This is a genomic window from Nocardioides caldifontis (assembly GCF_008087345.1).
GTDB lineage: Bacteria > Actinomycetota > Actinomycetes > Propionibacteriales > Nocardioidaceae > Marmoricola_A > Marmoricola_A caldifontis.
The window spans coordinates 207,405-227,870 of sequence record NZ_VHIB01000001.1; the positions used below are offsets into that span (position 1 = coordinate 207,405).

At 75.5% G+C, this 20,466-nt stretch carries 14 protein-coding genes; 4 read left to right on the plus strand and 10 right to left on the minus strand.

Going from position 1 to position 20,466, the window contains the following annotated elements:
- Positions 1-11: 11 nt before the first annotated feature.
- From FIP57_RS09160 to FIP57_RS09175, 4 genes are read right to left on the minus strand one after another with little or no spacing between them, the layout of a single operon-like run.
- Positions 12-1,238 (minus strand): hypothetical protein, encoded by a 1,227-nt coding sequence (locus FIP57_RS09160; RefSeq protein WP_148573231.1) that lies wholly within the window; start codon positions 1,236-1,238, stop codon positions 12-14.
- A complete protein-coding gene (locus FIP57_RS09165) occupies positions 1,235-2,320 on the minus strand; it encodes a hypothetical protein (RefSeq protein ID WP_148573232.1) in 1,086 nt (361 codons plus the stop codon). Before FIP57_RS09165 ends, FIP57_RS09160 begins: the two co-directional genes overlap by 4 nt.
- A 43-nt stretch (positions 2,321-2,363) precedes the next feature.
- Positions 2,364-4,343: an acetyl/propionyl/methylcrotonyl-CoA carboxylase subunit alpha gene (locus FIP57_RS09170; RefSeq protein WP_238993372.1), complete on the minus strand. Its 1,980-nt coding sequence runs from the start codon at positions 4,341-4,343 to the stop codon at positions 2,364-2,366.
- A gap of 29 nt (positions 4,344-4,372) precedes the next feature.
- On the minus strand, positions 4,373-5,929 hold the full coding sequence (locus FIP57_RS09175) for a carboxyl transferase domain-containing protein (RefSeq protein WP_148573233.1): 1,557 nt from the start codon (positions 5,927-5,929) through the stop codon (positions 4,373-4,375).
- A gap of 57 nt (positions 5,930-5,986) precedes the next feature.
- Here FIP57_RS09175 and FIP57_RS09180 point away from each other — a divergent pair, with 57 nt between their 5' ends.
- Positions 5,987-6,817 (plus strand): MBL fold metallo-hydrolase, encoded by an 831-nt coding sequence (locus tag FIP57_RS09180; protein WP_203231143.1) that lies wholly within the window; start codon positions 5,987-5,989, stop codon positions 6,815-6,817.
- A gap of 175 nt (positions 6,818-6,992) precedes the next feature.
- On the opposite strand, the gene FIP57_RS09185 is transcribed toward FIP57_RS09180, so the two are convergent.
- Positions 6,993-7,670, minus strand: coding sequence for a hypothetical protein (locus FIP57_RS09185; RefSeq protein WP_148573234.1), 678 nt, complete (start codon positions 7,668-7,670; stop codon positions 6,993-6,995).
- 200 nt (positions 7,671-7,870) lie between these two features.
- Here FIP57_RS09185 and FIP57_RS09190 point away from each other — a divergent pair, with 200 nt between their 5' ends.
- The 3 genes from FIP57_RS09190 (at position 7,871) to FIP57_RS09200 (ending at position 10,139) form a co-directional block, all read left to right on the plus strand.
- Complete coding sequence (locus FIP57_RS09190; RefSeq protein WP_148573235.1) at positions 7,871-9,037, plus strand: sensor histidine kinase; 1,167 nt, start codon at positions 7,871-7,873, stop codon at positions 9,035-9,037.
- The gene (locus tag FIP57_RS09195) at positions 9,034-9,693 is read left to right on the plus strand and encodes a response regulator transcription factor (protein WP_275266159.1); all 660 of its coding nucleotides are present in this window, start codon (positions 9,034-9,036) and stop codon (positions 9,691-9,693) included. The genes FIP57_RS09190 and FIP57_RS09195 overlap by 4 nt, the downstream gene beginning before the upstream one ends.
- Positions 9,694-9,755: 62 nt before the next feature.
- The gene (locus tag FIP57_RS09200) at positions 9,756-10,139 is read left to right on the plus strand and encodes a hypothetical protein (RefSeq protein WP_148573236.1); all 384 of its coding nucleotides are present in this window, start codon (positions 9,756-9,758) and stop codon (positions 10,137-10,139) included.
- Positions 10,140-10,142: 3 nt separating this feature from the next.
- On the opposite strand, the gene FIP57_RS09205 is transcribed toward FIP57_RS09200, so the two are convergent.
- Genes FIP57_RS09205 through recC form a run of 5 tightly spaced genes read right to left on the minus strand, consistent with a single transcriptional unit; the run spans position 10,143 to position 20,461 of the window.
- The gene (locus tag FIP57_RS09205; RefSeq protein WP_148573237.1) at positions 10,143-10,883 is read right to left on the minus strand and encodes a mycothiol-dependent nitroreductase Rv2466c family protein; all 741 of its coding nucleotides are present in this window, start codon (positions 10,881-10,883) and stop codon (positions 10,143-10,145) included.
- Between the two features lie 38 nt (positions 10,884-10,921).
- A complete protein-coding gene (locus FIP57_RS09210; protein ID WP_148573238.1) occupies positions 10,922-11,962 on the minus strand; it encodes a sugar-transfer associated ATP-grasp domain-containing protein in 1,041 nt (346 codons plus the stop codon).
- Positions 11,959-13,740, minus strand: coding sequence for an exodeoxyribonuclease V subunit alpha (recD, locus tag FIP57_RS09215; RefSeq protein ID WP_148573239.1), 1,782 nt, complete (start codon positions 13,738-13,740; stop codon positions 11,959-11,961). The genes FIP57_RS09210 and recD overlap by 4 nt, the downstream gene beginning before the upstream one ends.
- Positions 13,737-17,132: a UvrD-helicase domain-containing protein gene (locus tag FIP57_RS09220; RefSeq protein WP_148573240.1), complete on the minus strand. Its 3,396-nt coding sequence runs from the start codon at positions 17,130-17,132 to the stop codon at positions 13,737-13,739. Before FIP57_RS09220 ends, recD begins: the two co-directional genes overlap by 4 nt.
- Positions 17,129-20,461: an exodeoxyribonuclease V subunit gamma gene (gene recC / locus FIP57_RS09225; protein WP_148573241.1), complete on the minus strand. Its 3,333-nt coding sequence runs from the start codon at positions 20,459-20,461 to the stop codon at positions 17,129-17,131. The genes FIP57_RS09220 and recC overlap by 4 nt, the downstream gene beginning before the upstream one ends.
- Between the last annotated feature and the right edge of the window lie 5 nt (positions 20,462-20,466).

Sequence of the window (20,466 nt, forward strand, 5' to 3'; positions counted from 1 at the left end):
CTTCCGCACGCTCAGCCCTGCCTTCCGACCCCGACCCTGTCGACCACCCGCCCGACCCGGTGGATCATACGGACGGCGGCGGCCACGATGCGGTCGTGGCGCACCCGCAGCTCCCGATCCGCCCCGGCCGGCGCCTCGGGAGCGGCGGCACCGGTCCGGTCCAGCAGGAGCGCGCCGACGTCTCCGTGGACCCGGCAACCGACGGCGTCGAGCTCCTCGCGCAGGCGGCGCCCGGCGCCCTCCAGCCACGGCTCGACCTCGTCGGGCAGCGCCAGCCGGCGCGGGCCGAGCGTCGGGTCCCACTCCGCCGCGTCCTCCCGCAGGTGGGCCACGAACGCGCCACGACGCCGGGGCAGCTCGTCGGCGGGCACGACGAAGGGCATCACGTTGCTGACCCGGCGGAGCAGCTCGGTGTGTGCCGGACCGAGCGGGACGACGGGGGCGAGCCGGGCCCCGGGGACGCGCACGCCGAGCAGCTGCTCGAACGCACCGGCGGCCGCGGACCGTGCGACGACGTGCACCGCCTCCGGCCCGACCCGGTCGGCCCACCGCCGCGCCAGCGCACCGACCTCGAGGCCGGGAGGCAGCCGGTCCCGTTCGACGCAGCTCGCGAGGAACCGGAGCCAGGTGCCGACCGGCCCCTTCTCCGCCCGTCGCGTCCACGCCTCGTGCAGCCCCTCTTCGAGCGGCGCGACGGCGATCACGACGAGGTCGGGGTCGCGGCGGTGGGACCAGGGCCACCGGCGCCCGGAGCTCGTCGGCCGGCCGGCGGCCGCGAGCCCCTCGCGCATCCCGGCCACCGAGCAGGGCGGCCCCTCGAGCACCCAGGCGGGGCCGCGGCGCCGGAGGGGCGGGGGGCGCCAGCGGCGTACGGGCGGGGCGGGGTCGGGCAGGACGGCGACCAGGTCGGCGAGCACCCCGGCGGCGACGCGCAGCAGCTCGCGGTCGGCGGCCGGCCGGGCCGGCGGCCACGGCAGCCGCAGGTCGACCGCACCCCGGCCGGTGGCCGAGCGGCGCAGCACGTGGCCGGCGCGCGCCGGTTGCGGGCCGAGCGCGTTGAGCCGGCGCAGCAGCTCGAGCTGCGCGGCGCCCGGGAGGTCGTCGCCGGAGGCTGTCCCCGGCACGACGGGGCGGCCCGGGTCGCGGGGCCACTCCGGCCACGGCGTGGTGCCACCGCTGCGCAGGTGGGCGACCCAGCCGGCCGCGGCCGCCGAGTACTCCGGGTCGCCCTCGCTCACGTGCCCGCGAGCTTCCGTGCCGCGCGGCCGAGGAGCGCCAGCGGCGGCTTGGGCTCCGGCCGTGCCGCGGCCTCGAGCACGACGGCGACCAGCGCGTCGAGGGCGGCGTCGGCGAGCACCCGCTTCCGCGGCTTGTCCGGGTCCACCCACGGCTCGTCGTCGCGGAACACCGGGCGGAGCTCGTCGACGTCGCCGACCACGTCGATCCCCGCTCCCTCGACCCAGTCGATCCAGCTGTCGGCGACCTCCGCGGCCCACTCGCGGGCCCGGGGCGGGAGGGTGACCTTCCGCATCCCGTCGCGGTGCGCGAGCGTCTCGTGCGCGACGAGGTGGCGGACGATGGCGCGGTACGACGCGGAGTCGAGCCCGGCCTCCTTGAGCCGGCGGTTCAGCTCGCGGAGGAGGGAGGTCTCCTCGATGCCGAGGGAGGCGTTCGGCCGCCCGCCCTCGACCGGAGCCGCGGCGGGGTCGATCCCGAAGGCCCGGCAGTAGCGGCGCCACAGCTCGTCGGCGGCCGCCCCCGGCCGCGGGACCGTGACGAGGTGGACGCGCTCCGGCGGCAGGCCGCCGGCCCACCGGTTGAGCACGTCGGGGAGCCCCTGGACGCGCCAGAACCAGAGGGAGCCGCTGCGGCGGTGGGAGCGCTGGAGCTGGCGGAGGTACTGCGCGAACGACCGCTCGTCGCGGTGCTTGACCGACTCCTGCCACTCGGCGGGGATCTGCCGGGCGATGTCGCGGGCGGAGTAGACGAGGTGGAGCTCGGCACCGGCGAGGTCGCGCTTGGCACGCTCGACCTGCTCCGGGCGGGCCCCGGCGAGCACCTCGTGGCTGACCACCGCGGTGCCACGGACGGCGGCGACCCGCTGCACCAGCGCGTCCCACTCCCCGCGGACCTCGTCCCGGATGCCGCCCCAGTGCCGGTCGATCAGGTCGAGCGCCGGGGCGAACATGTCCTTGCCCGACCCGACCGGGTAGTGGATCCCGCGCTCCGCGAGCGAGGAGCGGTTGGCGAGCAGCCGGTCCTGCAGGTAGGTCGTCCCCGTCTTCGGCGCCCCGATGTGGAGGTAGACGACGTCGGCCATGCGGGCGATTGTGCCGCACCCTGCCGAGCGCACCGGCCTGCGGTCAGCCGGTCGGCTCGCCGCTCGGTTCCACGTGGAACAACGTCGCGCCGAGGGCGACCTGGCCGCCCGCGGCCGCACCCACCTCGACCACCGTGCCGGCGAACGGAGCCCGCAGCGCGAGCTCCATCTTCATCGCCTCCAGCACGCCGAGCAGCTGCCCCTCCTCCACGACCTGCCCCGCGGTGACCTCGACGGCGAGCAGCGTGCCCGGCATCGGCGCGGTCACCGTCCCGTCGCCGACGGCGGTCCGGCGGCCGGCGGCGAACGCGTCGGGCCGGGTGAAGGTGAGGACGTGGCCGCGGTAGGCGACCTGCACCTGCCGTCGTGACGTCGCGACGCACGCCTCGTGGACCCGGCCGTCGACTTCGAGCCGGAGCACCCCCACGTCGGTGGCGACCGCGTGGACCCGGTGGGAGCCGGTGGGCGTCTCCACGGTGTCCATGCCGACCTCCAGCACGTGGCGGTCGCCGGCGTGCTCGAGCTCGACGGTCACCGGGGCCGGCGGTCCGGCGAGCCGCCACCCGTCGGCGACGTCGAACGGTCCGGTGCCCCCGCGTTCGTCGCCGCCGCGGGCCAGCGCCCACGCGGCGAGCACCATCGGCAGCTCGGGCTCCGGCGGCCGGACGGCTTCGGGGTTGCGGTCCAGCCAGGCGGTGTCGACCTGGTGGTCGCGGAAGGCGTCGGAGGCGGCCAGCGCGCGCAGGTAGCCGACGTTGGTGGTCAGCCCCAGGATCGCGGTGTCGTCGAGCGCCGTGACGAGCGAGCGGCGCGCGGCCTCGCGGTCCGGACCTTCGGCGATGACCTTGCCGAGCATCGGGTCGTAGGCGGTCGACACCTCGGCACCCGGCTCGAGCGCGGCGTCGATCCGGGCCCGCGGTGACCAGCGCACGACGGTGGCCCGCCCAGCCTGCGGCAGGAAGCCGCCGAAGGCGTCCTCGGCGTAGACCCGCGCCTCGATCGCGTGCCCCTCGCACCGCACCTGCTCCTGGGTGAACGGCAGCTCCTCCCCCGCGGCGACCCGGAGCTGCAGCTCGACCAGGTCGAGGGGGGCGCCGGCCACGGTCACCACCGACTCGGTGACCGGGTGCTCGACCTGCAGCCGGGTGTTCATCTCGAGGAAGAAGACCTCCTCGGCCCCGGTCTCGCCGGCCACCAGGAACTCCACGGTCCCGGCGTTCTCGTAGCCCACCTCGCGGGCCAGCGCCACCGCCGAGGAGAGCAGCAGCTCGCGCGCCGCCTCGCCGAGCCCCGGGGCCGGTGCCTCCTCGAGGACCTTCTGGTGACGGCGCTGCGCGGAGCAGTCCCGCTCGAAGAGGTGGACCACGTGGCCGTGCGCGTCCGCGAGCACCTGCACCTCGACGTGGCGGCCGCGCTCGACGTACCGCTCGAGGAGGAGGGTGTCGTCGCCGAACGCCGACGCCGCCTCCCGCCGGGCCGCCGCCACGGCGGCGTCGAGCTCGCCGGGGGTGCGGACGATCCGCATCCCCTTGCCGCCCCCGCCGGCCGCGGCCTTGACCAGCAGCGGGAAGTCGACCGCCTCGCCGGGCTCGGCACGCGGCACCACCGGCACGCCGGCGGCCACCGCGATCTCCCGCGCCCGGTCCTTGCGCCCCATCTGCTCCATCACCCGCGCGGACGGGCCGACGAAGGTCAGCCCCGCGTCGACGACCGCGGCGGCGAACTCGGCGCGCTCGGAGAGGAAGCCGTAGCCCGGGTGCACCGCGTCGGCGCCGGTGCGGCGGGCCGCGTCCAGCAGCCCCTCGACCCGCAGGTACGACGCGTTGGCCGGCGTCGGACCGAGGTGCACCGCCTCGTCCGCGGCCCGCACGTGCGGCGCGTCGCGGTCGGCGTCGGAGTACACCGCCACCGTCCGGATCCCCATCCGGTGCGCGGTGCGGATCACCCGCAGCGCGATCTCGCCACGGTTGGCGACCAGCAACGTCCCGACCGGTCGCGCCGCACTGCTCGACGTCACCTGCACGCCCGGCTCCTTCCTCGTCGGCTCCACGGTCACATCCGGAAGATGCCGTAGGAGGGCTCGGCCACCGGCGCGTGCGCCGCGGCCGCGAGCCCCATCCCGAGGACCCGCCGGGTCTCGGCCGGCTCGATGATCCCGTCGTCCCACAGCCGGGCCGTGGAGTAGTACGGCGACCCCTGCCGCTCGTACTGCTCGAGGATCGGGGCCTTGAACTCGGCCTCCTCCTCGGCGCTCCAGCTCTCCCCGCGCGCCTCGATCCCGTCGCGACGCACGGTCGCCAGCACCGCGGCCGCCTGCTCGCCGCCCATCACCGAGATCCGCGCGTTGGGCCACATCCACAGGAAACGCGGGTCGTACGCGCGGCCGCACATCCCGTAGTTCCCCGCCCCGAAGGAACCCCCGATCACCACGGTGAACTTCGGGACGACCGAGCAGGACACGGCGGTGACGAGCTTGGCGCCGTCCCGGGCGATCCCGCGGTTCTCGTAGTCGCGGCCGACCATGAAGCCGCTGATGTTCTGCAGGAAGACCAGCGGGATGCGCCGCTGGTTGCACAGCTCGACGAAGTGCGCACCCTTGAGCGCCGACTCCGAGAAGAGGATCCCGTTGTTCGCCACGATCCCCACCGGGTGGCCCCAGATCGTCGCGAACCCGGTCACCAGCGTCTCGCCGTACAGCTCCTTGAACTCGTGGAACCGGCTGCCGTCGACGACCCGCCGGATCACCTCGCGCACGTCGTACGGCGTCCGCGGGTCGGTCGGGACGACGGTGTCGAGCTCCTCCGGGTCGAGGAGCGGCTCCTCGGGGACCGGGGTGGTCGATCTCGCCGAGACCTCCTCCCGCGGGAGCGTCCCGACGATCGACCGGACGATCTCCAGCGCGTGGGCGTCGTCCTCGGCCAGGTGGTCGACGACGCCGGAGCGGCGGGCGTGCACCTCGCCGCCGCCGAGCTCCTCTGCCGTGACGACCTCGCCGGTCGCGGCCTTCACGAGGGGCGGGCCGCCGAGGAAGATCGTGCCCTGGTCGCGCACGATGACGGTCTCGTCGCTCATCGCAGGGACGTAGGCGCCGCCGGCGGTGCAGGAGCCCATCACCGAGGCGATCTGCGGGATCCCCTCGGCGCTCATGTTGGCCTGGTTGAAGAAGATCCGGCCGAAGTGCTCGCGGTCGGGGAAGACCTCGTCCTGCATCGGGAGGTAGGCGCCGCCGGAGTCGACGAGGTAGAGGCAGGGCAGCTTGTTGGCCCGGGCGACCTCCTGCGCGCGGAGGTGCTTCTTGACCGTCATCGGGTAGTAGGTGCCGCCCTTGACGGTGGCGTCGTTGGCGACGACCACGCAGAGCCGGCCGTCGACGCGACCGATGCCGGTGACGATGCCGGCGCTGTTGATGTCGCCGCCGTACATGTCGTGGGCGGCGAGCGGGCTCAGCTCGAGGAACGGGCTGCCGGGATCGAGCAGCCGGTCGACACGGTCGCGGACCAGGAGCTTCCCGCGGGCGGTGTGCTTGGCCCGTGCGGCCTCGCTGCCACCGCGGCGGGCGGCGGCGGTCTTCTCGCGCAGCTCCTCGACGAGCTCCCGCATCTGGGTCATGGGCGCGACTCTAGGAGACGGCAGGGCACCGGACCCCGAGGCTCCTAGGGTGTGGCCGTGAGAGCGAGGCTCGGCCGTCCCGACATCGACGCGTACGCCGACCGGTTCGCGGTGCCGCCCGTGACACCGGGCTCGCCGCTGACCGTGACGTTCCTCGGGGTGGCGACGCTGCACGTGAGCGACGGGGAGTCGGCGCTGCTCACCGACGGCTACTTCAGCCGGCCGTCGCTGGCCACCGTGGCGCTGCGCCGCCTCGCGCCGGACACCCGCCGCGTGGCGGGGTGCCTCCGCGGCGCGGGGATCGACCGGCTCGACGCGGTGGTGCCGGTGCACACGCACTTCGACCACGCGCTGGACTCGGCGGTGGTGGCCCAGCGGACCGGTGCGCTGCTGGTCGGCGGCCGCTCGGCGGTGAACCTGGGGCGGGGCGGCGGGCTGCCGGAGGAGCGGCTCCGCCAGGTCTCGTCGGGCGACGAGGTGCGGCTGGGCGCGTTCGACGTGGCGTTCCTGGAGTCGGATCACTGCCCGCCGGACCGGTACCCCGGCGAGATCACCGCGCCGGTGGTGCCGCCGGCGAAGGCGACGGCCTACCGGTGCGGCGAGGCGTGGTCGCTGCTGGTCGAGCACCGGCCGACCGGGCGGAGCCTGCTGGTGCAGGGCAGCGCCGGGTTCGTGGCCGGCGCGCTGGAGGGGCGGTCGGCGGAGGTCGCGTACCTCGGGGTCGGCCAGCTCGGGATCCAGGACGAGGCGTACCTCCGCGACTACTGGCGCCACACCGTCGGCACCGTCGGCGCCCGCCGGGCGGTCCTGGTCCACTGGGACGACTTCTTCCGCCCGCTCGACCGCCCGCTCCGCGCGCTGCCTACGCCGGCGACGATCTCGACGTGACGATGCGGGTCCTCGGCGCCCTCGCCGACCGGGACGGGGTCGAGCTGTGGCTGCCGCGGGTGTGGCACCCCGAGGACCCCTGGCGCTGATCCCCCGGTCGGAACGACGTGCAGCTCGGCCCTCCCGGCACCTCCCAGGGGCGCCGGGCGGCCGAGCTGCCCGTCCGAGTGGCCCCTCAGGCCGCGAGCCGGCCCCGCTGGACGAGCCGCCACCCGGTGACGAACGCCGCCGCGGTGCAGCCGGTGGCCAGGGCGATCCCGAGGACGCCTGGAACCACCGCGAAGACCACCATCGGGAGCAGCGACGGGACGACGAGCCACCAGCTGATCACCCCGGCGCGGGCGAGTCCGGCGTAGAGCACCGGGAAGCCGAGCAGCCCGAACACCTTCGCGGTCATGAGCCAGCTGACGAAGCCCGGGTCGCCCATGGCGTGGAAGATCTCCACCGACTGCTCGATCGAGATCTCGTTGCCCATCGCGGCGAGGAACCAGTCGTTGAGCAGCAGCCCGGTGAACTGGATGGCGCCGAACGCCCCGGCCAGCGCGCCGACCGTGGTCAGCCCACGCCCGCGCCGGCCACGCACGAGCCCGAGAGCCGCCAAGGCCCCGAACGCGTAGAGCACCCAGGAGTAGTGGAAGAAGGTCGCCGAGATCGTGGTGAGCGACGGGTCCTCCGCGAGCGAGGCGATGTAGTCGGCGTCGCTCGCGCTCTCCTGCGGCGGCGAGGTCCACGCGCCGGCCGCGAAGAGCAGCGGGGCCGCGATGAAGGCGGCACCGCCGAGGGTGGTGAGGGAGCCGCCGCGCGCCGCCTGCTCGTGGCCGGTGGCGGGGCGGTCGAGGATGGTGCTGGTCATGGTGAGCGTCCTTCGGATCGAGTTGTTGTTGCGGTGACCAGAACGCTAGGGACGGCGACCAGCCGGCGGATCGGACGGCGAGCCCGACCTGGTTGCGACCCGGAGCCGGTCCGGAGGGTCCCGGGATCCTCCTGGGGTAGGAGGTCCCGTCGTGTCCCGGGAGGAGCCTCGGCAGCCCCGGAGCCCCTTACATTTGCCCGGTGAACCGCCTCCTGACCGGCCCCGCGCCGTACGCCGGCGCCGCGGTCGTGATGACGGCAGCGGCGCTCTTCGAGTCCGGGTACGGCGGTCCGGAGGCCGGGTTCACCGTCCACAACGTCTCGGTCTCCCTGGTCGTCGGGGCGTCCGTGCTGCTCGCCCGGTGGGCGCCGTTCGCGGGCGTGCTGCTCCTCGTCGCCTCGATCGGCGTCCCGCCGCTGTTCCAGGAGCTCCCGCCGACCGGCGGCACCCAGCTGATCGCCGCGATGCTGCTCGTCGGCAACGCCGCCTACCGGCTCGGCCCCAGGATGGGGCTGCTGGCCTACGCGGTCGGCGCGTTGGTCCCCGCGACGACGCTGGTCTGGGCCGGGGAGACGGTCTGGGAGTTCGCGTTCTTCGTCCTCGTCCTCGGGCCGGCGTGGGTGGTGGGGATCCTGCTTCGACGCGAGCACGAGCGGTCCGCGGAGCTGCACCGGCTGACGGAGGCGCTCCGTGTGGAGCGGAGCAAGCAGGCCGAGGTGGCGGTCGCCGCCGAGCGCACCCGGATCTCGCAGGAGCTGCACGACGCGGTCGCCCACACGGTGAGCGTGATGACCCTCCAGGTCGGGGTCGTGCGGCGACGGCTCCAGGACCGTCCCGTCGAGGAGGAGGCCCTGCGCGGCGCCGAGGAGCTCGGTCGCCAGGCGGTCGACGAGCTGCGGCGGATCGTCGGGCTGGTGCGCGAGGGCGAGCCGGCGGCCCTCGCCCCGCTCCCCTCCCTGGCCCAGCTCGACGAGCTCGTCGCCAACGTCCGCACCGCCGGCACGACCGTGGCCATGACGCTGACCGGTCCCCTGGAGGAGGTGCCGCAGGCGGTGGACATGTCGGCGTACCGGATCCTCCAGGAGGCGCTCACCAACGCCCTCCGCCACGCGCCGGGCGCCCCGGTGGAGGTGGCTGTCGAGGTCGACCGGCAGGCGATCCGGCTCGCGGTCGTCAACGGCCGCGCGACCCGTCCCGCGGTCGCGCACCCGGCCGGCGGCCACGGGTTGCCGGGGATGCGGGAGCGGGCGGCGGTGCTCGGCGGGACGCTCGCGGCGGAGCCCCGGGGCGACGGGTTCGCGGTCGAGGCGGTCCTGCCGCTCGCCGCTCCGCGGGCGGTCGCTGCTCGCGAGGGGGCGACGGCGTGACGACGCTGCGGGTGGTGCTCGCCGACGACGAGGCGATGGTCCGCGCCGGGCTCCGGCTGCTCATCGACGGGGAGCCCGACCTCGAGGTGGTCGGCGAGGCCGTCGACGGCGAGGACGCCGTCCGCGTGGTGACCGCCCAGCGCCCCGACGTGGTGCTGATGGACGTCCGGATGCCGCGGCTCGACGGGCTCGCGGCCGCGGAGCGGATCGTCGAGGCGGCGCCGGGCACGCGCGTGCTGATCCTGACCACCTTCGACGAGGACGCAGTCGTCGACCAGGCGATGCGCCACGGGGTGGCCGGGTTCCTGCTGAAGAGCTCACCGCCGGAGGACATGGTCGAGGCGATCCGCCGGGCCAGCCGCGGTCAGGGGGTGATCGACCCCGCGGTGGTGCCGGGGGTGATCTCCCGGTTCGGTGCCGGGCCGGCGACCGTCCGGCACCCGGCGCTCGACCAGCTCACCCCGCGGGAGACCCAGGTGCTCGCGCTGGTCGGGAAGGGGCTGAGCAACGCCGAGATCGCGGCGGAGCTGTACCTCGGGGAGACGACGGTGAAGACCCACCTCGGCAAGGTGCTGGAGAAGCTCGGGCTGCGGGACCGGCCGCGGGCGATCGCGTTCGCCTACGAGAGCGGGCTGCTGACCCCGGGCGAGCGGTGAACCGGGCTGCCCCGGCCCCGGAGGGGTGACGGCTGTCGGCGGGCGGGCGTACCGTGCCGTGCGTGCGGAGGCAGCCCCACGAGAACGTCGCCACGGTGCTGGTGGATCCCGCGGTGCTGCGCGAGCTCGAGCTGGCGCTGATGGGCCGGGACATGTGGGTGTGGCCGGTCGAGACGGCGCCGACGTACACCGACGGACCGCGGATGGCGTTCCAGATCCGCCGCCGGATGCTGTTGGCGCGCCGCGGTGCCTGGGACGACGCTGCGGAGTGGACGCCGGTGTTCGTCTCGTTCGGGGACAGCTGGCGCGAGGGCGACGAACCGCTGCCGTGGGCGGCCCACCAGGCGCTGTGGGACACCCTCGGCGAGTTCGCCGCGCACACGCGGTACCGGCTCGGCCTCGGCGGCGTCCCGCGGCTCTCGGTGCCGCACGAGACGGCGGGGTGACGGCTACTTCTTCTGCCGGCGGCTGCCGCCGTGCCAGTCCTCCTCGGTGCCGGTCTCGTCCTCCTCCACGCCCAGGCCCCGCAGCTGCGGCAGCTCGCGCAGGCTGCGCTTGAGCTCGGCGAAGCCGCCGAAGGTCGCCAGCCCGACGACGTGGTCCCACAGCCGTACGGCGTCCTCGTCGCTCGGCAGCCGGGAGATCACCGGACCGAAGAAGGCGACCCCCTCCGGCGGCTCGAAGTGGATGATCGGCGTGCCGACGTCCTTGCCGGCCAGGGCGAGCGCCTCGTCGGTCTCGGCGCGGATGCCGAGGTCGAGCGCCTCGTCGTCGAGCCGGTCCGCGAGCCCGGCGGGGAGGCCGAGCTCCTCGAGCACGGGCAGGAGGAAGGCGGGGGTGCCACGCGGGTCGAGCCCGTCCTCGGTGGCTCCCCACCCGTCCTCCGGCGGGGGCGAGTCCCAGATGCGGGTGCCGAGCGCCTCGTAGAGCCGGCCGACGACCTCGGGGCCGTGGTCGGCGCGGGCGGCGTGGGCGACCCGGAGGAGCCGGAGCCCGGCGGTGTGGCTGGCTTCGTACTCGGGCGGGAAGTGCGCGTCGTAGTCGACGTGGGCGTTGAGCATGCGCAGCGAGATCGTGCGCCACTCCACGTCGTACTCCTTGAGCCGCTGCACCTTCCGCACCCACTTGCTGGTCATCCAGGCGAAGGGGCAGACAGGGTCGAAGTAGTAGCGGATCTCGGGGTGCGTCATGGGGGCAGCATGCCCAGCAGGCCGACGGACCCAACCCGTCAGTTGCCGACGGCCCGCTGCAGCCACCCACGCGGGACGGTGACGCCGAGCTCCTCGAGGTCGGCGCGGAGCCCGTCGTCGAGCACCCCGCCGCGCAGCACCTGGAGGGTGCGGAGCCGGATGTCGCGGTTGCCCTCGAGCATCCGCGGGCCGTCGTCGGTGACCATCACGTCCCAGCCGACGAACCGGACCTCGGGGAACAGCTGCGCCACCGTCTCGCACAGCGCGCGCACCTCGCCCCACCACGGCACGGTGGTGCCCCGGAACACCACCCCGGTCTCGGGGTGCCGGTCGGTGGGCTCGTAGCCGGCCTTGCTCACCTGCACGCCCTGCCCGACCAGCCCGGTGTCGACGTCGATGTCGGCCCCGACCGAGCCGCCCCAGACGTGGTCGGTCATCGAGTGGCGCCGCCCGAGCCGGAGGTGGGCCCCGACGTGGCGGAGAGTGCCGTCCACGCGGCGGAGCGTGTAGACCCGGACGGTGCTGTGGCCCTGCGGCGCGTACGGGTCCATCGCGTGGTGCTGCCGGAGCCGCCGCTGCACGACCACCGGGCCCTCCACCGCAGCCGCGCTCCGCTCGAGCGCCTTCACCAGCCGGACCTTCTTGCCCCGCACGGTCGTGCCGGTCCGGGCGTCCTCGTCGAGGTCGGTGAAGATCACCACCCCGCGACCCCGGCCGCCGCGGGCCGGCTTGACCACCAGCCCGTCGCGGTACGCCGTCAGCGCCGCCCGGACCTCGTGCGGGTCGTCGGTGCGCGGGTCGAAGACCGCGACCGTCTCGGGGACCGGGAGCCCGCGAGCCGCGAGCACGGCGCGGAACTCCTCCTTGTCGTCGAGCACGGCGAGGTCCGGCCCGGTGTTGAGGACCGGCAGCCAGCGCGCGCAGGCCGGCCAGCCGACGTAGCCGGTGGCCTCCTTCAACGGCCGGTGGTCGAACCCGAAGGCGGCGTAGTCCCCGTCGTCGAGCTCCGCGATCCTCGCGACGGCGGCCCGGCGGAGCCGGTCCCGCACCTGCACCGCACCGGTCCGCACCCGGCTCACCCGCCGAGCCGCCGGGCCAGGCCGGTCGCCCGCTGGGCCTGGCGCTCGACGGCGGCGCGGACCGACTCCTCGCTCCCCACCACGCGCACGGCGGAGCGGGCGCGGGTCACCGCGGTGTAGAAGAGCTCCCGGGTCAGGATCCGTGACTCGGGCTCGGGGAGGAGGACCGTCACCTCGTCGAACTGGCTGCCCTGGCTGCGGTGCACCGTCATCGCGTGGGCGGTCGACACGTCGGCGAGCCGCGCGGTGCTCAGGGTCTTCACCGCTCCCGGCACCGCCCCGTCCCCGAGCACCGCGGTCACCCCGCCGGCCGGGTCGGCGCAGACCACGCCGGTGTCGCCGTTGAACAGCCCGAGGCCGTAGTCGTTGGAGCTCACGATCAGCGGGCGGCCGGCGTACCACTCGGGGAGCCAGTCGCGCCCGGTCCCCTCCATGAGGAGCCGTTCGACGAACCGGTTCCAGTGGCCGACGCCGTAGGGCCCCTCGCGGTGGGCGCAGAGCAGCCGGTGGCGGTCGAACCGCAGCAGCGCCTCCGCGTGGTCCCCCGCCTCGGCCGCCGCCGCGAGCGCGAGGACGTGCTCGCCCAGCAGCCCGGGAAGCTCGTCGGCGTCGGCCCACCGGACGCGCTCATCGCCGGCCCCCAGCCGGGCCAGCACCTCGTCGGCGTCCCCGGTGCGCACCGCCTCGGCCAGTCCCCCGATCGCGTGGCCGTAGCGGCGGGTGGTGGTGAGCCGGGTGACCGGGCCGGCGCCTGTCGAGGCTGCCGCCGCGTAGCCGTCGACCAGGTCCTTGAGCACCGCCCCGGCCTCCACCGACGCCAGCTGGTCGGCGTCGCCGACGAGCACCAGCCGCGCGTCGGGGCGGACCGCCTCGAGCAGCCGGGCCATCAGCGACAGCGACACCATCGAGGTCTCGTCGACGACCACCACGTCGTGCGGGAGCCGGTTGCCGCGGTGGTGGCGGAACCGCGTGCGGTTGTCGGGGCGGCTGCCGAGCAGCCGGTGCAGCGTGGTCGCCTCGAGCGAACGGATCCGCTCGACCCGGGCGCGCTCCTGCTCGCCGTCGTCGGGCCGGGCGCCGGGGAAGGTGGGCTGCTGCGTCGCCTCGCGGACCGCCTGCGCCATCCGGGCGGCGGCCTTCCCGGTCGGCGCGGCCAGCGCGATCCGCAGCGGCTCGTCCGACTGGCTCAGCAGCACGCCGAGCAGCCGCGCGACCGTCGTGGTCTTGCCGGTGCCGGGGCCGCCGGTCATCACCGTCGTCCACTGCCGGCAGGCCGCCTCGGCCGCGCCCCGCTGGTCGGTGAAGGAGTCGCCGGGGAAGTACGCCTCGAGCCCCTGCGGCAGCCGGGTCCCCGGCTCGGGCGGTGGCGCGGCCGCCCGCGCCTCGAGGGCCGCGACGACCTGGCTCTCCTCCCGCCAGTAGCGGTCGAGGTAGAGCAGCCCGTCCTCGACCCGGAGCGCCGACCCCGCGAGCGGGCTCGCGGAGACGGTCGCCGCCCATCGGTCGGGGTCCGGCCAGGGGAGCTCGGGCGCCACCTCGGCGACCCGGTCGAGCGCGAGGGAGACCGAGCCGGAGCGGACCGCCCGCACGGCGAGCGCGGCCGCGAGCAGCACCTCCTCGTCGTCCTCCCCGGCGAGCCGGCCGAGCCGCCGGGCGACGTGGACGTCGGCGGCGGTCAGCACCCCCGCGGCGTTGTGGTCGTGGAGCAGCCCCGTGGCCCGCAGCGCGAGTCGACGGTCGCGGGGGTCCTCGGGCGGCGCGAGCTCGGTCGTGGTCATCGGCCCACCCCTCCCTGTCGACCGGGCGCTCCGGCGCCGCCACGGACACCGTCGAGCAGCCCCGAGACCGCGTCGACGAGCGCGACCGGCGGTCGCCACGAGAACACGCCGCAGGGGTGGCCGTCCACCAGCGGTGTGTCGGGACCGCACATGCCGCGGAGGTAGAGGTACGCCACGCCGCCGAGGTGGCGCTCCGGCTCGTAGCCCCGGACCCGCCACCGCAGGAACCGGTGCAGCACCACGGCGTACAGCAGGGCCTGGAGCGGGTAGCTCGAGTGCGTCATCGCCGCGGCGAGCCGCTCGGGGCGGTAGTGGTCGGAGGTCAGCGGCTCGTCCGGTCCGCCGAGCCAGTTGCTCTTGTAGTCGACGACCAGGAACCGCTCGCCCAGCCGGAGCACGACGTCGACCGAGCCGGTGAGGTAGCCGTGCAGCAGCTGGGCGGCGTGGCCCTCCCCGTCGAGGACGTCGGCGTACGGCAACAGCGGGTCGCCCTCGGGGAGGTGCGCCCGCAGCAGCGGCCCGAGGTCGGAGAGCCGGGCGCGGGTGGCGGGGTGGTCGAGCACGTCCCCGCCGGCGAGCGGCAGCTCGAAGTCGAGCTCGGCCATCCGGTCCTGCAGCCCGATGGTCCGCAGCGTGCGCCCCTCGGCGAGCGGGCCTAGCGGCGAGTCGTGGACCGCGACGAGCGCCGACGCGAGCGCCTCCTCGTCGACGTCGACGGGCCACCGGACCCGATGGGCGCGGACCTGCTCCAGCAACGCCGCGTGGAGGTCGCCGCCGTGGTCGGGCGCCGCGGGGTCAGTCGTCTCCAGCACCGCGTGGACCAGCGACCCGAAGGTCGCGCCGACGGGCAGGTCGGCCATCGGCGACGGCACCCCGCCACCGCTCGCCACCGGCGGCACCACCACGTCGGGCTCGTCCTGCTTGGGGACGACCTCCGGCTCGCTGCCGAAGGCAGCCACCGGCTCGGCCGCCGCTGCGGCGCTGCTCAGCGCGGTGTACGACGTGCGCCGCCACACCGGGTCGACCGCGCGGGTCCACCGGCGCACCTGGAGCCGCTCGGCACCCGGGCGGGCCGGCGGGGGCACGGCCGGACGGTCGCCGACCGGCTCCACGCTCGGACCACCGGCGGCCTCCCAGTGGCGGAGGATCTCGAGGGCCCGCTCGTCACCGGGCACCGGGGCGGAGCGGAGCACCTCGGCCTGGCCGGGACGGCGTCCGAAGAGCATCCGGTGCAGCGGTGCGGTCGCGGTGTTCTTCGCGCTCGGGAACCACCAGGTGACCAGCTGGGACTGGGCACGGGTCATGGCGACGTACAGCAGCCGGAGGTCCTCCCCCGCCTCCTCCTCGGTGGCGCGGTGGCACGCCTCGGAGCCGGAGCCGCTGCCGCCGACGTCGAGGCACCGGGTGCCGTCGTCGTCGTGGTAGAGCGGGTAGGCCGGGGTGCGCGGGTAAAGGTCGGCGACGAACGGCAGGTGGACGACCGGGAACTGCAGCCCCTTGCTGCCGTGGATGGTGAGGATCTGCACCGCCGCGGCGTCGCTGTCGAGCCGGCGGGTCCGCTCGCCGGTGACGTCGAGCCGTGCCTGCGCCATCCGCTCGCGCATCCACGCGAGCAGGGCGACCAGCCCGAGCCGGTCCCGGGAGGCGACGTCGTGGAGCGACTCCCCGACGTGGCGCAGGTCGGTCATCAGCCGTTCGCCGCCCTCCTGGCCGAGGGCGCGCGAGACCAGCCCCTGACGGGCGACCGCGGTCTCGAAGACCGCCGCCACGCCGCGGAGCCGGAGCAGGTCCGCCCAGTCGCGCAGGACCTCGCCGACCCGCTGGGTGAGCGCGTCGCCCTCCTCGTCGAGCTCCGCCGCGGTGTGGCCGAAGAAGGTGGTGAGGGCCGCCGCCCGCACCCGCCCGCTGCGGTGCGGCTGCTCCATCGCCTCGAGCAGGCAGAGCCACTCGTCGGCGCCCTGGGTCGAGTAGACGCTGCCGCTCCCGGCGATCACTGCCTGGATCCCCGCGGCGGCGAGCCCTGCGCGGGCGACCTCGCACTGTTTGCGTGTCTCGCAGAGCACCGCGACGTCGGCGGCCCGCAGCGGCCGGCCGCAGAAGGTGGCGTCGGAGGCGAGCAGCGCCTTGATGTCCGCGGCCAGGTCGGCCGCGACGAGCTCACGGAGCTCCCCGATCGCGACGCCCTTGCTCCTTCCACCGCTCTTCCCTTGGGGGAACCGGGCGGCGTCGACCACCCGGATCCGGAACGGCGCCGGTGACGGCGCACCCTCCAACCGGCGGTCGGGGTGCGCGGCGGTCACGTCGCGGACGACGATCTTCTCCTCGCCGAGCGCGGCCCCCCGGAGGACGGCCTGGACGGAGTCGAGGAGCGGCCGGTCGCTGCGGTAGCTGGTGCCGAGCGTCCGCTTCTCGTGGGCGGTCTCCTCGGCCTGCAGGTAGGTGACCACGTCGCCGCCGCGGAAGGCGTAGATCGCCTGCTTGGGGTCACCGATGAGCACCATCCGCGCCTGGCCGCCGAACGCCCGGTCGAGCACCTGCCACTGCACGGGGTCGGTGTCCTGGAACTCGTCGACGAGGACGACGTGCCACCGCTCCTGCATCCGCTGCCGTGCCGGGGCGTCGTCGTCCTCGAGCGCGTCGGCGAGCCGGCTCAGCAGGTCGTCGTAGCTGAGGACGCCGAGCCGCCGCTTGCGGAGCTCCATCTCGTCGCGGACCGCGCGGGCGAACCGGAACCGCATCCCGGCCGGGGTTCCCTCCTCGGCGTCCTGCGGCTCGAGCCGTGCCTGCGGGTCGCCGACGGCCTTCCGCGCCACCTCCAGCGCCGTACGGCGGTCGAAGGCCGGGACCTCGTCGACGTGGGCGTACCGCCGGAGGTACAGGTCGTCGACCACCTCGACCAGCAGGTCGTCGAGGTCCTCCACGAGCCGGGCCCCCGCGTCGGTGTCGCCGGCCACGCCGAGGCTGCGGAGCACCAGCTGGCAGAACTGGTGGGTGGTGGCGATCGTCGCGCCGTCGAAGTCGGTGAGCGCGTCGCGGAGCCGGGCACGCCGCTCCTCGAGCTCGGCGGTGTCGGCGTCGAGGAGCTGCTCGACCAGGGCGTCCGGCTCCGACGACGGCCGACCGTCCAGCGCAGCATCGAGCGCCTGCTCGGCGGCGACGAGCTGGGTGCGGACCCGTTCGCGGAGCTCCTGGCTCGCAGCGCGTCCGAAGGTGACCACCAGCATCTTCTCGAGCGGGGCGTGCCCCTCGGCGACGAACCGGGTGACGAGCGCGGCGATCGTCCAGGTCTTGCCGGTGCCGGCGCTCGCCTCGAGGAGCGTGGTGGTCCCGGGCGCAGGCAGCGGCCCGCAGATGTCGAAGACCTCGGGCTCGAGGGCGGTGGGGGCGGTCACGAGCTCACCTGCTCGTGGTCGAAGACGGGGTCCCAGATGCGGCGGGAGTACTGGCCCAGCCGGTTCCGCTCCCCGGCGACCCACTGCTCGTCGGGGCGCGCATCCTCGAGGAGCCGGCTGAACGGGGCTGCCCGGCCGTGCACCCGCACGTGGGCGGCGTCCTCCTGCTCGCCGGGCACCGGACTGTTGTCGCCGGGCTCCCACTCCCGCTTCGCGGACCAGAGCGGGTTCTTGTGCGCCCGGACCGCGTCGGCCCAAGCGTGGCCGGTCTTCAACGGCAGCGGCAGCGGCTCGCGGAGCCCCCGGTCGTGGACGTCGACCAGCGCGCGGAGGAGGTCGAGGGCGGAGTGGTCGACCGGGCCGAGCAGCGAGCGCCGCCACCCCTGGGCCTTGTGGTAGCCGTAGGTCGCCGCGGTCCACACCTGGTCGGGGAGCCCCGCCGAGAGCGCGAGCAGGTCCACCCAGCTGGCGAGCCGGTGCTTGGCCGACAGCGAGGAGTAGTGGACCCGCACGATCCGGTTGCCGCGCACGTCGGGCACCACCCCGGTCAGCCGCCGGCCGCCGCCGAGGTCGACGGTGACGTCGACGGACCGAGGCTCGAGCGAGCGGTCGGGGGCGCTGGCGAGGTAGAGCCCGTTGACCCGCTGGGCGATCTCCTCGAGCAGCCGGGTGCCGAGCTGGAGCGGGGGCAGGTCGCCGCGGTACTGCTCGGCGAGGAAGACGTGCTGCGGGTCGAGCCCCGAGATCGCCTGGCGGAGGACCCGGTCGCCGACCTGCCACTTGGTCAATGCGTCGAGCTCGACCGGCAGCGCGTCGTCGACCTGCTCGTGCTCGGCGGGGACGGCCACGTCCAGCCGCTGCCGCAGGAAGCCGCGGACCGGGTGGGCGAGGAACGCCTGGAGCGCCTCGAGGGTCACGTCCGGAGCGGTGGCGGCCGGCAGCGGCTCGCCCGCGATCGGCACGGCCTCCGCCCGTGGACCGGCGGCCGCGCGGGCCCCGGCGAGCGCCGCGCGGTCGAAGCTGAACGGGCGGTCGCCGGTGAAGTTGCGCGGGTCGAACGGCTGGAGCGGGTGGCGGACCAGCGCCTGCTCGCGGGCGCCGGGGACGGTCCGCTCGAGGGCGTCGAGCAGCTCACCGAGCGGGACCGCCGGCGGCCGCTCCTGGCCGGAGTGCTCGTTGGCCCCGGTGTAGGTGACGACGAGCGTCTCGCCGGTGGCCAGCACCGCGTCGAGGAGGAGCTGGCGGTCCTCGCTCCTCGGGTCGCGCTCGCCGGTCATCGGGTCGCGGGCGAGGACGTCGTCGCCGTCGGTCACGGTGCTCCGCGGGAAGAGTCCGTCGTCGAGCCCGACGAGGCAGACCACGCGGTGCGGCACCGAGCGCATCGGGACGAGCGTGGAGACGGTGAGGTTGCCGGTGCGGAAGTTCGCCCGGGTGGGCCGGGGCTCCAGCCGCAGCTCGAGGAGGGTGCGGACGTCGGGGAGCCGCAGCTCGGTGCCCCCGCTGCCGGCGGTCCGCCCCGCCTCCAGCACCCCGTCGAGCTCGCGCTCGAACTGGGTGACCTGCCAGGCGTCCCGTGGCGCCGTCGAGCCGAGGTCGAGCACCCCTTCGCGGAGCAGCGTCACCCACTCCTCGAGGGTGCGTGCCCCGCGGAGCGCGACGACCACCCGCTCGAGCCGGTCCACCATCTCGGCGAGCCGGCCGGCGAGGTCGACGGCCGAGCTGCCGACGTCGTCGAGCGGCAGGCACGGCCCAAGGGTGCACCCCTCCTCCTCGGCCATCGCCGCGCCGAGCAGGATCCGGTCGAGCCCGGCCTGCCAGGTGTTCTGGCCGAGCCGCTGCAGCTTGTACGGCGCCCGCAGCTCGCTGGTCAGCCCCCACCGGACCCCGGCGGACTCCACCCACGTGGTGATCGTCGCGAGGTCGTCGTCGCCCCAGGCGAACCGGTGGCGCACCGGCTCGGCGGCCGCCAGGTCGAGCACCTCGCTGGCCGTGGCCCGGCCGCCGGCGATCGTGACCAGGGTCGCCGCCATCGCGAGCAGCGGGTTGGTGCTCATCAGCCCGCGGTCGGCGAGCCGGACCCGGAGCCCGTGAGCCGGGTGGGCGTCGGTCGCACCGTCCCCGAGCCCGAAGGCGGCGGAGAACAGCGGCGCGTAGGCCTCCACGTCGGGGCACATGACGAGGACGTCGCGCGGCTCGAGGGTCGGGTCGTCCTCCATCAGCCCGACCAGCAACTCGCGGAGCACCTCCACCTGGCGCATCGCCCCGTGGCAGGCGTGCACCTGGACGCTGCGGTCGGCCGGGTCGAGGGTGCGGGAGGCGGTGCTGGCAGCCGTCGGGACCGTGTCGTCCCGGAGGTCCTGCTGGAGGAGGCCGAGGAGCGTGGTCCGCGGTGGCGCGGACGCCGGCACGACGTGGCTCTCCACCGGCCCGAGCACCGCCAGCGACCGTTGCAGCTCGCGGGCGTCCCGGCCCAGCGACGAGAGCAGCGGGTGGTGCACGAGGCGGCCGCTGCCGTCCGCAGCGCGCCGGACCGGCCCGTCGGCGAGGGCGCCCTCCAGCCGCGACCACGCCGCGGGCGACGGCTGCGGGAGCCAGAGGTGGACCTCGCGGACCTCGCCGACCGCCCGCAGCAGCTCGAGCTCGGTCCGCGGCATCCGGGTGTGGCCGAACATCGACAGCCGGTCGGGCAGCGCGAGAGGTCGCCCGCCGCGGACCTCCTCCAGGACGGTGGCGTGGCGGACGTCGGGCGGCGGGGCGTCGACCTGCGCGACCAGCCGCCGCCACAGCTCCGGCTGCCAGGCGAGGTCGGTGGGGAGCACCACCCCGCAGCCGTCGGTGTCACGGCCCTCCCGCCAGTCGGTGAGCACGCCGGGACGCTGCACGGCGTAGGCGGCGAACAGCCCCGCGATCCGGCGTACGACGGAGTAGCGGCGCTCCCGTCGCAGCTCGCCCTGCTCACCCTCCACGCCGTGGCCCAGGTGACGGGCGAGCGTGCGGCACCACGGCTCGTCGAGCGCGTCGTCGACGACGTCGAGGAGCGGCCACACGTAGCGGTCCGGGTCCCAGGGGTCGTCCCGCTCGGTGCCGGTCAGCATCGCCACCAGCGAGCGGGGGTTGAGGAACCGCACCCCGGCGCAGACGCCGTCCTCACCCCGCGGTCCGGCCCCGAGCCGGTGCGACAGCCGCTGGGCGAGCCACCGCTCGACGCCCTTCGCCGGCACGACGACGACCTCCTCGGCGAAGGGGTCGTCCAGGGGCTCGGCGAGCAGGGCTGCCAGGGCGTCCGCGAGCGCGTCGGTGCGGGTCGCGTGGTGGAGGTGCAGGGTCATGGAGG